Source organism: Cupriavidus consociatus, from assembly GCF_017814975.1.
GTDB lineage: Bacteria > Pseudomonadota > Gammaproteobacteria > Burkholderiales > Burkholderiaceae > Cupriavidus > Cupriavidus consociatus.
Window position 1 is genome coordinate 13,092 of record NZ_JAGIQA010000035.1, and the last position, 13,348, is coordinate 26,439.

General features: G+C 66.6%; 13 protein-coding genes. 7 read left to right on the plus strand and 6 right to left on the minus strand.

Annotation, left to right across the window (positions count from 1 at the left end):
* The first annotated feature begins 152 nt into the window (after positions 1–152).
* Positions 153–776 carry a flavin reductase family protein gene (locus tag J8I82_RS32460; protein ID WP_209763722.1) on the plus strand — a complete coding sequence of 208 codons (624 nt, stop codon included), beginning with the start codon at positions 153–155 and terminating at the stop codon, positions 774–776.
* Between the two features lie 65 nt (positions 777–841).
* Here J8I82_RS32460 and gap read toward each other — a convergent pair whose 3' ends face one another.
* The gene (gene gap / locus J8I82_RS32465; protein WP_011298986.1) at positions 842–1,840 is read right to left on the minus strand and encodes a type I glyceraldehyde-3-phosphate dehydrogenase; all 999 of its coding nucleotides are present in this window, start codon (positions 1,838–1,840) and stop codon (positions 842–844) included.
* Between the two features lie 84 nt (positions 1,841–1,924).
* Positions 1,925–3,958 (minus strand): transketolase, encoded by a 2,034-nt coding sequence (tkt, locus tag J8I82_RS32470; protein WP_209763723.1) that lies wholly within the window; start codon positions 3,956–3,958, stop codon positions 1,925–1,927.
* A 275-nt stretch (positions 3,959–4,233) separates the two neighbouring features.
* On the opposite strand from tkt, the gene J8I82_RS32475 reads away from it, so the two are divergent.
* Genes J8I82_RS32475 through J8I82_RS32485 form a run of 3 tightly spaced genes read left to right on the plus strand, consistent with a single transcriptional unit; the run spans position 4,234 to position 6,071 of the window.
* Positions 4,234–4,662 (plus strand): VOC family protein, encoded by a 429-nt coding sequence (locus J8I82_RS32475; RefSeq protein WP_133092314.1) that lies wholly within the window; start codon positions 4,234–4,236, stop codon positions 4,660–4,662.
* The gene (locus J8I82_RS32480; protein ID WP_209763724.1) at positions 4,662–5,420 is read left to right on the plus strand and encodes a 16S rRNA (uracil(1498)-N(3))-methyltransferase; all 759 of its coding nucleotides are present in this window, start codon (positions 4,662–4,664) and stop codon (positions 5,418–5,420) included. Before J8I82_RS32475 ends, J8I82_RS32480 begins: the two co-directional genes overlap by 1 nt.
* 48 nt (positions 5,421–5,468) lie before the next feature.
* Positions 5,469–6,071, plus strand: coding sequence for a YidB family protein (locus tag J8I82_RS32485; protein WP_209763726.1), 603 nt, complete (start codon positions 5,469–5,471; stop codon positions 6,069–6,071).
* A 79-nt stretch (positions 6,072–6,150) separates the two neighbouring features.
* Here J8I82_RS32485 and J8I82_RS32490 read toward each other — a convergent pair whose 3' ends face one another.
* The 3 genes from J8I82_RS32490 to J8I82_RS32500 all read right to left on the minus strand — a co-directional run bounded on the left by J8I82_RS32490 (position 6,151) and on the right by J8I82_RS32500 (position 9,829).
* Positions 6,151–6,771, minus strand: a complete 621-nt coding sequence (locus J8I82_RS32490) for a barstar family protein (RefSeq protein WP_029047850.1) — start codon at positions 6,769–6,771, stop codon at positions 6,151–6,153.
* Positions 6,768–7,139 (minus strand): guanyl-specific ribonuclease, encoded by a 372-nt coding sequence (locus tag J8I82_RS32495; protein WP_209763802.1) that lies wholly within the window; start codon positions 7,137–7,139, stop codon positions 6,768–6,770. Before J8I82_RS32495 ends, J8I82_RS32490 begins: the two co-directional genes overlap by 4 nt.
* A 365-nt stretch (positions 7,140–7,504) precedes the next feature.
* On the minus strand, positions 7,505–9,829 hold the full coding sequence (locus tag J8I82_RS32500) for an NADP-dependent malic enzyme (protein WP_209763727.1): 2,325 nt from the start codon (positions 9,827–9,829) through the stop codon (positions 7,505–7,507).
* 369 nt (positions 9,830–10,198) lie between these two features.
* Between J8I82_RS32500 and thiL the strand changes: the two genes are divergently transcribed.
* From thiL to J8I82_RS32515, 3 genes are all read left to right on the plus strand, one after another.
* Positions 10,199–11,188 carry a thiamine-phosphate kinase gene (gene thiL, locus J8I82_RS32505; RefSeq protein WP_209763728.1) on the plus strand — a complete coding sequence of 330 codons (990 nt, stop codon included), beginning with the start codon at positions 10,199–10,201 and terminating at the stop codon, positions 11,186–11,188.
* Between the two features lie 134 nt (positions 11,189–11,322).
* Complete coding sequence (locus tag J8I82_RS32510; protein ID WP_209763729.1) at positions 11,323–11,889, plus strand: phosphatidylglycerophosphatase A family protein; 567 nt, start codon at positions 11,323–11,325, stop codon at positions 11,887–11,889.
* A gap of 34 nt (positions 11,890–11,923) precedes the next feature.
* The gene (locus J8I82_RS32515) at positions 11,924–12,421 is read left to right on the plus strand and encodes a CinA family protein (RefSeq protein WP_209763730.1); all 498 of its coding nucleotides are present in this window, start codon (positions 11,924–11,926) and stop codon (positions 12,419–12,421) included.
* 76 nt (positions 12,422–12,497) lie between these two features.
* Here the strand turns inward: J8I82_RS32515 and pyrF are convergent, their stop codons facing one another.
* On the minus strand, positions 12,498–13,316 hold the full coding sequence (gene pyrF / locus J8I82_RS32520; protein ID WP_209763731.1) for an orotidine-5'-phosphate decarboxylase: 819 nt from the start codon (positions 13,314–13,316) through the stop codon (positions 12,498–12,500).
* Positions 13,317–13,348: the final 32 nt, after the last annotated feature.

Below are 13,348 nucleotides of genomic sequence, written 5' to 3' on the forward strand. Positions count from 1 at the left end.
CATATTTCCGAAAAATAGTGGCGTTTTTATGAAGTTGGTCTCATATACGCCCAATTTCTGGCTAGCGGCAGGCCGACGTGGCTCGGCGTATATTGGCAGTCGCCATCCCATTTTTGTCATTCTTTTCCCAGGGCGCGGACGCGTCCGCCATCATGCCTGACTCCCAAACCGACCATTCCCGCCTTCCCGTCGAACTGCCCAAGGCCTACCGCCTGCTCAACCACGGCCCGACCGTGCTGATCAGCGCGGCCGCCGGCGGCAAGCGCAATATCATGGCCGCCGCGTGGGCCATGCCGCTGGATTTCGCACCGCCCAAGGTTGCAGTGGTGCTCGACAAGAGCACCTGGACCCGGCGCCTGCTGGAAGAAAGCGGCGAATTCGTGCTGCAGGTGCCCACCGTCAGCCAGGTCGACCTGACCGAGGCGCTTGGCTCCAGTTCCGGCCTGGCCCTGCTGGAGCAGGAAGGGACCGACAAGTTCGATGCCTACGGGCTGGGCACCTTTGCCGGCACCGTCATCGGCGCGCCGCTGCTGGAAGGCTGCGCGGCCTGGCTCGAATGCAGGCTCCTGCCCGAGCCGGCGACGCAGCAGACCTATGACCTGTTCCTCGGTGAAGTGGTCGCCGCGCATGCGGATTCGCGCGTGTTCAGCAACGGGCGCTGGCATTTCGAGGGCCATGACGCGCTGCGCACCATCCACCATGTCGCTGGCGGCCACTTCCTGGTGGACGGCGCCGCGGTCGACGCGCGCCCGCTGGCGCCGCGCCAGGCCGGCTGAACTGCCGCAGCACCCAACGAAAAACGCGCCCGAAGGCGCGTTTTTTTTCCGCAAGGACAGCCGGATTACTTGGCCACCACGCGTGCCATTTCCAGGCACTTGTTCGAGTAGCCCCACTCGTTGTCGTACCAGCTCACGACCTTGATGAAGGTGCCGTCCAGCGCGATGCCGGCTTCGGCGTCGAAGATCGAGGTGCGTGCATCGCCGCGGAAGTCCGTGGCAACAACCTTGTCTTCGGTGTAGCCCAGCACGCCCTTCAGGGCGCCTTGGCTCTGGGCCTTCATCTCGGCACAGATTTCTTCGTACGAAGCGGACTTTTCCAGCTCGACGGTCAGGTCGACCACCGACACATCGGAGGTCGGCACGCGGAACGACATGCCGGTCAGCTTCTTGTTCAGCTGCGGGATCACCACGCCCACGGCCTTGGCGGCGCCGGTCGACGACGGGATGATGTTTTCCAGGATGCCGCGGCCGCCGCGCCAGTCCTTGTTGGACGGGCCGTCAACGGTCTTCTGCGTGGCGGTGGCAGCGTGCACCGTGGTCATCAGGCCGCGCTTGATGCCCCACTTGTCGTTCAGCACCTTGGCCACCGGGGCCAGGCAGTTCGTGGTGCAGCTGGCGTTCGAGATGATCGCTTCGCCCTTGTACGTCTCGTGGTTCACGCCGTACACGAACATCGGGGTGTCGTCCTTCGACGGAGCCGACATGATCACCTTCTTGGCGCCCGCGTCGATGTGCTTCTGCGCGCCTTCCTTGGTCAGGAAGATGCCGGTCGACTCGATCACCACGTCGGCGCCGACTTCGCCCCACTTCAGCTCGGCCGGGTCCTTGACCGCGGTCAGGCGGATCTTCTTGCCGTTGACGACCAGGGTGTTGCCGTCGACCGACACTTCGCCGTCAAAACGGCCGTGCACCGAGTCGTACTTCAGCATGTAGGCCAGGTAGTCGGGCTCGAGCAGGTCGTTGATGGCAACGACTTCGATGTCCTTGAAGTTGGCGGCGGCGGCGCGGAACACCATGCGTCCGATGCGGCCGAAGCCGTTGATGCCGATCTTGATGGTCATGACTGTCTCTCCTGAGGATCGATGAAAACCGGTGGGCGCCGCTGCTGCCGCGCGGCGCACCGCGCGGCTCCAGCACCCGGATGCTTAGATAAGGGTGTCTTTCACCGTACGCACGACGTTGTCGACGGTGAAGCCGAAGTGCTTGAACAGCACGCCGGCCGGAGCCGATTCGCCGAAGGTGTCGATGCCCACTACCGCTTGGACCTGGTACTTCCACCAGAAGTCCGTCACGCCCGCCTCGACCGCCACACGCGGCACGCCGGCCGGCAGCACGCTGGCCTTGTAGGCGGTGTCCTGCTTGTCGAACACGGTGGTCGCCGGGACCGAGACCACGCGCACATGCACGCCTTCCGCAGCCAGTGCGTCTGCGGCGCCAACGGCCAGGCCCACTTCCGAGCCGCTTGCCATGATCACGGCGTCCGGACGGCCGGTCTCTGCATTGACGCTGTCGCGCAGCACGTAGCCGCCGCGCGCAATATTGGCGCGGGTGGCGTCATCGCGTTGCTGGAACGGCAGGTTCTGGCGGCTGAAGATCAGGCAGCTCGGGCCGTTCTCGCGGCGGATCGCCTCGGCCCAGGCCACAGCGGTCTCGGTGGTGTCGGCGGTACGCCAGACGTCCATGTTGGGGATCAGGCGCAGGCTGGCAACGTGCTCGATCGACTGGTGCGTCGGGCCGTCTTCGCCCAGGCCGATCGAGTCATGGGTGAACACGAACAGCGAGCGGATCTTCATCAGCGCCGCCATGCGCAGCGCATTGCGGCTGTAGTCCGAGAAGGTCAGGAAGGTCGCGCCGTAGGGGATGTAGCCGCCATGCAGCGTGATGCCGTTCATGATGGCGCTCATGCCGAACTCGCGCACGCCGTAGTTGATGTGGTTGCCCCAGGCGTCCACGCGCACGGCCTTGCTGCCGGACCAGTTGGTGAGGTTCGAGCCCGTCAGGTCGGCCGAGCCGCCGAGGAACTCGGGCAGCACCGGGCCGAAGGCCTCGATGGTGTTCTGGCTGGCCTTGCGGGTGGCGATGGTCTCGGCCTTTTCCTCGCACTTGGCGATGAAGGCTTCCACGGCGGCATCGAACGAGCCCGGCAGTTCGCCCTTCATGCGGCGTGTGAATTCGCCGGCTTCATACGGGTGGCGCTCGGCATACGCATCGAACAGCGCGGTCCAGGCACGCTCCAGGGCCTGGCCGTTGGCCTTGGCGTCCCAGGCGTCATAGACGTCGCCCGGCACTTCGAACGGGGCGTGGGCCCAGCCCAGCGCCTCGCGGGTGGCCAGCACTTCGGCGCCGCCCAGCGGCGCACCGTGCACGTCGTGGCCGCCTTCCTTGTTAGGCGCGCCCTTGCCGATCTTGGTGCGGCAGCAGATCAGGGTCGGCTTGTCGCTGGCCTTCGCCTGCGAGATCGCCAGGTCGACGGCGGTGACGTCATGGCCGTCGATGCCGCGGATCACGTTCCAGCCATAGGCTTCGAAGCGCTTCGGGGTGTCGTCGTTGAACCAGTGCACGACGTCGCCATCGATCGAGATGCCGTTGTCGTCCCACAGCGCGATCAGCTTGTTCAGCTTCAGCGTGCCGGCCAGCGAGCAGGCCTCGTGCGAGATGCCTTCCATCAGGCAGCCATCACCCAGGAAAACGTAGGTGTGGTGGTTGACGATATCGAAACCGGGGCGGTTGAATTCTTCGCCCAGCAGGCGTTCGGCCAGCGCCATGCCGACCGCATTGGTAATGCCCTGGCCGAGCGGACCGGTGGTGGTCTCAACGCCCGGGGTGATGCCATATTCCGGGTGGCCGGCGGTCTTGCTGTGCAGCTGGCGGAAATTCCGCAGTTCTTCGACCGGCAGGTCATAGCCGCTCAGGTGCAGCAGCGCGTAGATCAGCATCGAGCCGTGGCCGTTCGACAGCACGAAGCGGTCGCGGTCGGCCCACTGCGGGTTGGCCGGGTTGTGCTTCAGGTGCCGGCCCCACAGCGCCACGGCGATATCCGCCATGCCCATCGGCGCACCGGGGTGGCCGGAATTGGCCTGCTGGACGGCGTCCATGGCAAGCACGCGGATGGCATCGGCCATCAGCTTGGCGGGCTGGGAAGCAAAGGGACTCGTTGCGGGATGGGCTAGGGCGGACATTCGGGCGGTCTTGGACGTGAGCTTGGACGCGGGCGGGCGTGAGCCTGTCGGCGGGAAAACCGCAATTTTAGCAGAAGCTAAGGGGTTTTCCGGACTCCCGGACACCGGTGGCGGGCATGGCCCGGGGATCACCCGCGGGGGTAGACGCGTGGCGCGGCACCGCACTTCGACAGCGCAGCGCCACGCGCGTAAGATGCACACTCGCACCGCGCGGCCCGGCTTGTGACAGAAGACCGACAGACCGCGCCGGGTTTCCCGCATGACAGGAGACGATCATGAGCAGACCGGCCAACACCCCCTGGCTCACCCCCTACCTGACCGTCGCCAACGGGCGCGCCGCACTGGATTTCTACAGCCGCGCCTTCGGCTTTGCCGCCGGCAACGTGGTCGATGAAAACGGCGTGCCGACCCACGCTGAAATGCACTACCAGGGCGATCTGGTGGTGATGTTCGCACCCGAAGGCGCCTGGGGCAGCACCGCCCGCACGCCCCGCTCGCTCGGCGTGGAATGCCCGCAAACCTTCTATGTCTACTGCGACGATGTCGACGCGATGCACCAGCGCGCGGTCGACGCCGGGGCCGTCAGCCTGATGGCCCCCGCCGACCAGTTCTGGGGCGACCGCTACTGCATGGTCGAGGACCCGGACGGGTACCGTTGGGGCTTCGGCAAGCCGCTCGATCCGAACGGGGGCAAGGCAAGCTGATGGCTCCGCGTTTCTTTGTCGGCGGCACGGACACGATCCTTGCCGCCGAAGCCGAATTTTCCCTGCCCGAACCGGTGGTACGCCACGCCCAGGTGCTGCGCCTCGAGCCCGGCGACGCCATCACGCTGTTCGACGGCCGCGGCGGCAGCCACGCCGCCACCCTGCTCGAACTGGGCAAGCGCCATGCGGTAGCGCGTATCGGCGCGCACGACGCGGCCGAGGCCGAGCCGCCCTTCCGCGTCACGCTGGCGCAAGGGCTGGCCGGTGGCGACAAGATGGACTGGCTGATCGAGAAAGCGGTCGAGCTCGGCGTCGCCGCGATCCAGCCGCTGCAGGCCAACCGCTCGGTGGTGCGCCTCACCGGTGACCGCGCGCACAAACGCCAGGCGCACTGGCAGGCGCTGGTGCAGGCCGCCTGCGAACAATGCGGCCGCAATCGCTTGCCCGCCGTGGCCCCGGTCGCTAACTTTGAGACGTGGCTGGCGCAGTCCGGCCGCAGCGGCACCGCGGCAAGGCTGCTGGTGTCGCCGCGGGCAGAGCAGTCGCTGCCGGCCTATGCGGCCGAGCGCCGCGACGCCCTGCTTGCCGATGGCGTCACGCTGCTGATCGGCCCCGAAGGCGGCCTGTCGCCGGACGAAGAGCGCGCGGCACTGCGGGCCGGCTTCACCGGCGTGTCGCTCGGCCCGCGCATCCTGCGCACCGAGACGGCCGGGCTGGTCTGCCTTTCGACGCTCAACGCCTTGCTTGGCGGATTCTGACGGCGGCGGCCATCCGGCCAGCGCCAACCTTGACTGAAGGAGTCGACCATGGGACTACTCGATAGCGTGCTGGGCGGCGTGCTCGGACAACTGGGCAATGCCCGCGGCGAAGAAGGCAGCGCCGGCGGGCTCAATCCGAAGCTGATGATGGCGCTCGGCCTGCTGGCAGTGCTGGCCATGCGCAACCGCGGCCAGGAGAGCGGCTCTGCAGCGCCGGTCGACGATGGGCTCGGCGGACTGGGCAGCCTTGGCGGGCTGCTGGGCGGCATGCTTGGCGGCAATTCCAGCGCGCCCGGCGCCACCGGCGGGCTTGACCTTGGCTCCCTGCTGGGTGGACTGCTTGGCGGTCAGGGCGGTGCCCCGGCCAACAGCCAGGCGCTGGGCGCTGCCGCAGGCGGCATCGGCGCGCTGCAGCAGATCCTGGCACAAGCGGGGCTGGGCGAGCAGGTGGATTCGTGGATCGGCACCGGCGCCAACCAGCCGGTCACGCCGTCGGCGCTGAGCGACGCGCTGGGCGGGACCGGGGCGCTGGACTCGCTGGCACAGTCGACCGGGATGTCGCAGGAGGACGTGGCGGCGCAACTGAGCGAAGGCCTGCCCGAGCTGATCGACCGGCTGACACCGCACGGGCATGTCCCTGCGCAGGAGTAAGGCCGGCACGCGCGGCGCGCTGACAAGCAAAAAGCCCGCAATTGCGGGCTTTTTGCTTACTACGGAACTGTACCGGCGCTCAGGCGAACGAATAGAACACCCGGAACTGCACCTTGCGCTCGCCCCAGAACTCGGCGGCGTCGCGGAACACATCGAGCAGCACCTCGCGCCCTTCCTTGTCGAACTTCTGCGCAATCGGCAGGCCTTCCAGGACAATGACAAAGCCCGGCTGCGGGCCAGCCTTGTAGATCAGGTCCGTCAGGCAATCCGCCAGGGCGTCGAAGTTCTTGCCGAAATGCTTGGGGAAGATAAACGACGTTGCGATCGTTTCCAGGACCTCGGCCTTGCTGGCGCAATGCGCGCAATTGGCATAAAGGAAATGCTGGCCGAGATCGGCGGCCGCCTGGGCCAGCTCGGGCACACGGAAGGCACGGATCGACTGGACGATGTTCGGACGCACCGTCTTGAACAGGTTCATGGCCCCCTCGCTGGTGCCGTCAGCCCAGCCTGCACCGGCCGGCATGGCCACGGGCGCGTTCGCGGGCGGGAGTTTGTGCGTGAGCTCTTGGCGCTGCGGCATCGTCAGCACGTTGTCATATAGGTTCTGGGCCTGCTGCTGAGCCCGCTGCCAGCCATCTCCGGCGCCGCGCTCTTCGCGGGCGGCAAGGGCGTCGCCCAGTCCGAAAATGTCAGTCATCATTTGAGTATCCGTTTGAAGCTGTTGTAGTGGTCTTCCGTGTAGTAACAATCGTTGGCAGCGCGCTGTTCCCCGCCGCATACGATCCGCCTGGCTCCCCGGTTCCGGCTTCTGGCGCTCTTTACCGTGTACTCGCGGTAGTACCCGCGTTGTTGTTGCGGCAGGAGGCGTTCGTAGTTGCCGAATCGGGTTCCGTCCTTGTCATACGGGAACGGGCCGCCGGTTTCGATGCGCTCCAGGGTCTGCCGTGCTTCGTTGGGCAACTGCTGCACCGCAATGGTTCCCATGCCCTCGGTCTGCGCCTGGCGCGCCAGCGCGGGCTGCGCCAGGGCCAGCACCAATGCCGCGCCGGTCATCGACCGGGCCAGCATCTGCGCTGCCTGCTGCATCAAGGGTACTTGGGAAACCACGTTGCTTGTCTAGGTTGAACCGGAAATCGAGCCTGCCGCTGTTTGGGTAGACGATCTGTCCGGGCCACCCTGGCCGGCAACCTCGCGCGCCTTGTCCTGCACGCGCCGGATGCCAACCGCACCGGGGCGCTCATGGCGAGCGCCTGTATCAAAGGCGTAAGGTTACGCGCATGCACGCAATTAATCAATCCCGGCCCGGACGCAGCGGGAATTCCTCAATTGTTTCAATATGTTAAGCGTATGTGTGCGCATACTAACTGTCACCACAAGGCGACAAAAAAGCCGGGCGAACCCGGCTTTTCCGAAACCTTTGCACGGCAGGCGGCTTAACGCTTGGCAGCCGCGTCCACCACCACCAGCGAGGTCATATTGACGATGCGGCGCACCGTCGCCGACGGCGTCAGGATGTGCACCGGCGCCTTCACGCCCAGCAGGATCGGGCCGATCGCCACGTTGTTGCCCGCGGCAACCTTGAGCAGGTTGTACGAGATATTGGCGGCGTCGATGTTCGGGCACACCAGCAGGTTGGCTTCGCCCTGCAGCGTGCTGTCCGGCACCAGCTGGTCGCGCAGCTTCTGGTCGAGCGCGCTGTCGCCGTGCATTTCACCGTCGACTTCGAGTTCCGGTGCACGCTCGCGCAGGATGGCGAGTGTATCGCGCATCTTGCGGGCCGAAGGCGCTTCGGAGGAGCCGAAGTTCGAGTGCGACAGCAGGCCAACCTTGGGCTCGATACCGAAGCGCTTCAGCTCTTCGGCAGCCATCAGCGTGATCTCGGCCAGTTCCTCGGCGGTCGGGTCGACGTTGACGTGGGTGTCGACCAGGAAGATCTGGCGGCCCGGCAGCACAAGGCCGTTCATGGCCGCGTAGACCTTGCCGGTGCCGCCCAGTACCTGGTCGATGTAGCGCAGGTGCGCCGCGGTGGTGCTGACGGTGCCACAGATCATGCCGTCGGCCTCGCCCTGCTTGACCAGCATGGCGCCGATCAGCGTGGTGCGGCGGCGCAGTTCCAGCTTGGCGTACTGGGGCGTGATGCCCTGGCGCGCCATCATGCGGTAATACGCGTCGGAGTAGTCGCGGAAGCGCTCGTCGTGCTCGGGATTGACCACGGTGAAGTCGACGCCGGCACGCAGGCGCAGGCCGAAGCGCTCGATGCGGTGCTGCAGCACGGCCGGGCGGCCGATCAGGATCGGGTTGGCCAGCTTCTCATCGACGATCACCTGCACGGCACGCAGCACGCGCTCTTCTTCGCCCTCGGCAAAGACGATGCGCTTCTTCTCCATCTCGACCTTGCGCGCGGCGGCGTAGATCGGCTTCATCAGCGTGCCCGAGTGGTACACGAACTGCTGCAGTTGCAGGCGGTACGCGTCCATATCCTCGATCGGACGGGCGGCCACGCCCGACTTCATCGCGGCTTCGGCCACGGCCGGGGCCACCTTGACGATCAGGCGCGGGTCGAACGGCTTCGGAATCAGGTATTCCGGACCGAACGACAGATCCTGGATGCCATAGGCGCTGGCAACGATGTCGCTCTGCTCCTGACGCGCCAGCTCGGCCAGCGCGTTGGCGGCGGCGATTTCCATCTCGCGCGTGATGGTGGTGGCGCCGCAATCCAGCGCACCGCGGAAGATGAACGGGAAGCACAGGACGTTGTTGACCTGGTTCGGGTAGTCGGTACGGCCGGTGGCCATCACCGCGTCCGGCCGCACTTCCTTGACCAGCTCGGGCGCGATTTCCGGATTCGGGTTGGCCAGCGCCAGCACCAGCGGCTTGTCGGCCATGCGCTGGACCATGTCCTGCTTGAGCACGCCCGCGGCGGACAGGCCCAGGAAGATGTCGGCACCGTCGATGACCTCGCCCAGCTTGCGCTTGTCGGTTTTCTGCGAGAAACGGGCCTTTTCCGGGTCCATCAGCTCGGTACGGCCTTCATAGACCACGCCGGCCAGGTCAGTCACCCAGATGTTCTCGATGGGCAGGCCGATGTCGACCAGCAGGTCCAGGCAGGCCAGCGCGGCGGCGCCGGCGCCCGAGGCAACCAGCTTGACCTTGTCGATGTCCTTGCCGACCACCTTCAGGCCGTTGATGACGGCCGCGGCCACCACGATCGCGGTGCCGTGCTGGTCGTCGTGGAAGACGGGAATCTTCATCTTCTCGCGCAGCTTGCGCTCGACGTAGAAGCACTCCGGTGCCTTGATGTCTTCCAGGTTGATGCCGCCGAAGGTAGGCTCCAGCGCGGCGATGATCTGGACCAGCTTTTCCGGGTCCTTCTCGTCGATTTCGATATCGAACACGTCGATACCGGCAAACTTCTTGAACAGGCCGCCCTTGCCTTCCATCACGGGCTTGGAGGCCGCGGCGCCAATGTCGCCGAGGCCGAGCACGGCGGTGCCGTTGGTGATCACCGCGACGAGGTTGCCGCGCGCGGTGTAGCGGAAGGAGTTGGCCTGGTCGACCACGATCTCTTCACAGGCCGCGGCCACGCCCGGCGAGTAGGCCAGCGCCAGGTCGCGCTGGTTCGACAGCGGCTTGGTCGGGGTGACGGAAATCTTGCCGGGGGTCGGAAACTCGTGATACTCGAGCGCCGCTTTGCGCAGCGCCTCACGCTGCTGCTGTTTCAGATCGTCTTGGGACGGGGACTGCTGAGGGCTGGTCATCGGCGCATTTTCCAATCGGTGGAGCCGTCATTGGCTTGGCGGGGACGATCGGCGGACCGGCTCCACGTGCCCACCTTCTCTTCCTTTGGAACCCAGCATTTTATATAGTGAAATACTATTTCACAATAAGCCTTTTGCTTGGGGCACCTTTGCGATTCGGTACAATATGCCCCATCCAACGGGGCAACACCAGCAAGCGTAGCGCCGCCCGGCGCATGGCTGGTGACTCGCTGCGGTCATGGCTGTCATGCGCGGCAGTATCTTGCTGAAACGCTGCCGGCGCCGCATCCTGATGCGCCCTTCCGACTCCATCCGTCCCTCCGGTGCCTGCCGGCCGGGCAAACTCCTGTCCACTGCCAGCTCGCCGCGATGTCCGACGCCCAGCCCGCTCCGCACGCTCCACTTTCCGAGTTCGACCTGATCCGCCGCTATTTCACGCGGCCGGTGCATAAAGCCGCACTCGGCGTGGGCGACGACTGCGCACTGATCGAAGGCCGCCCGGGCCATCACCTCGCCATCAGCACCGACATGCTGGTCAGTGGCCGCCATTTCTTTGCGGACGTGGCCCCACGCGCGCTTGGCCACAAGGCGCTGGCGGTCAACCTGTCCGACCTCGCCGCGATGGGAGCCGAGCCGCGCGCCTTCACGCTGGCGCTGGCCCTGCCCGAGGCCGACCCGGCATGGCTGGCCGAGCTGGCCGACGGCATGCTGGCCCTGGCAGACGCCCACGGCTGCGAGCTGGTCGGCGGCGACACCACGCGCGGCCCGCTGACGCTGTCGCTGACCGTATTCGGCGATGTTCCGCACCGCGCCGCGCTGCGCCGCGACGCGGCACGCCCGGGTGACGATATCTGGATCTCCGGCACGCTTGGCGACGCGCGCCTGGCGCTGGGCGACTGCCGTGGCGAATGGCTGCTGCCCGAGCCCGACTTCACCCAGGTGCGCCCGCGCATGGACACGCCGACACCGCGCGTGGCACTCGGCATGGCGCTGCGCGGCATGGCGCATGCGGCACTCGACATCTCCGACGGCCTGATCGGCGACCTCGGCCATATCCTGGCACGTTCGCAGGTGGGCGCGCTGATCGATGTCGACGCGCTGCCACGCTCGGCGGTACTGGCCAGCCAGCCGGAAGCGATCCAGCGTGAATGCGTATTGGCAGGCGGGGACGACTACGAGCTGTGCTTCACCGCACCGGCGGGCAACCGCGACGCGCTCGCCGCGCTCAGCGAGCGCCTGGCGTTGCCGCTGACGCGCGTCGGGACGATCACAGCGGAGCCGGGCCTGCGGCTGGTCGACCATGCCGGCAATCCGACCCGTTACACCGGCGCGAGCTTCGACCACTTCGCCTCCTCCTGACACCGGGGCACAGGCATGTCATGATGCCGCCATCGGCGCGCCGCGCGGGAACCGGAGTCCCGCCTTCCGCAGCACTGAAAGCAGCAAGCCGGCCATAACCATAAGCAGCATCCGCATCACACGAGCCAACCTTGATGTCCACCATCCCCTCCGGGGCCGCTCCCCGCGATCCCGCCATGACCCTGGAAGCCGGCCAGACCGTCAAGGTCACGCGCCCGACGGCGCGCTTCATGCTGGCCCATCCGGCCCACCTCATCGCCTTTGGCTTCGGCTCCGGCCTGTCGCCGGTCAGCCCCGGCACGGTCGGCACGCTCTACGCGTGGCTTTCGTTCGTGGTGGTATCGCTGTGGATCGAGTCGGCCACCTGGCTGTGGATCATCGGCGCAGGCTTCCTGGTGGGCTTGTGGGCCTGCGCCAGGACCGCCCGCGACATGGGCGTGCATGACCACGGCAGCATGGTGTGGGACGAGATCATCGCGTTCTGGCTGGTGCTGGTCTTTGTCACGCCGACCGGTTTCTGGGGCCAGTTCGCCGCCTTCCTGTGGTTCCGGCTGTTCGATATCGCCAAGCCCGCGCCGATTGGCTACTACGACCGCACACTCAAGGGCCCCGGCCTGCGCGGCGGCTTCGGCGTCATGTTCGACGACATCTTCGCGGCCTTCTACACGCTGCTGGTGTTCGCGCTGTGGCGCTCGTTCTGAGCCCGGCCCATTCCATCAAACCCCCGAGTCCAACATGTCAGTCAGCCGCCTGCTCGACCAGCTTGCCGTCCAGTCCGGCGTTGCCCTTGCCGAAAAATCCCTGATGCTGGCCACCGCCGAGTCCTGTACCGGCGGGCTGGTCGCCGCCGCCATCACCGATGTCTCGGGCTCGTCCGGCTGGTTCGAGCGCGGCTATGTCACGTATTCCAACGAAGCCAAGTCCACCATGCTGGGCGTCCCGGCCAAGCTGATCCGCGACCACGGTGCCGTCAGCGAAGAGGTCGCCCGCGCGATGGCGGAAGGGGCGCTGCTGAATAGCCGCGCGCAGGTTTCGCTGTCGATCACCGGCGTGGCCGGTCCCAACGGCGGCACGCCGGAAAAGCCGGTGGGCATGGTGTGCTTCGGCTGGAGCAACCGCATCACCACCATCGTGGAAACCCAGCGCTTTCGCGGCGACCGGGCGCAGATCCGGCGCCAGGCGGCGGAGCACGCGATGCGGGGGTTGCTGGAGTTGCTGCGCAACGAGGCCTGAGGGCCCCTGCCGCCCACCCGCAGCCCAACAAAAAACCGCGCCAGCTGGCGCGGTTTTTTTATTCCGCATGCGGCAGTCAGCCGTGGCGGTAGCGGTTGATGGTCTCCCGCGTCTGCAGCGCGACATTGCGCGCCGCTGCCGCGAAATCCTTCTCGCGGCTGGCGTACAGGATTGCGCGCGACGAGTTGATCATCATGCCGGTGCCATCCGCGGTACGCCCGGCCTTGACCGTCGCCTCGATATCGCCGCCCTGCGCGCCGATGCCCGGGATCAGCAGCGGCATGTCGCCGACGATCTGGCGCACGCGCGCGATCTCGTTGGGGAAGGTGGCGCCCACCACCAGGCCCATCTGGCCAGTGGTGTTCCAGCGCTCGCGCGCGGCCTCGGCCACCAGCTGGTACAGCGGCTTGCCATCGACCTGCAGGAACTGCACGTCGGAGCCGCCGGGGTTGGAAGTGCGGCACAGCACGATCACGCCGCGGTCCGGGTAAGCCAGGTACGGCTGCATCGAATCGAAGCCCATGTAGGGGCTGACCGTGACCGCGTCGGCCTTGTAGCGCTCGAATGCTTCCAGCGCATAGTGCTCGGCGGTCGAGCCGATATCGCCGCGCTTGGCGTCCAGGATCACCGGGATGCCGGGGTGGGCGTCGTGGATGTAGTGGATCAGCTGCTCGAGCTGGTCTTCGGCGCGCTGCGAATGGAAATACGCGATCTGCGGCTTGAAGGCGCAAACCAGGTCGGCGGTGGCATCGACGATCTCGCGGCAGAACGAGAAGATGGCGCCGCCCGCGCCGGTCAGCGACAGCGGCAGCTTCTGCGGATCAGGGTCGAGCCCGACACACAGAAGGGAATCGTTACGCTGCCAGGCGGCAGCAAGCTGCTCGGTGAAAGTCATGGGATGCTCGAAATATCCTGGTGGCGCCGGCG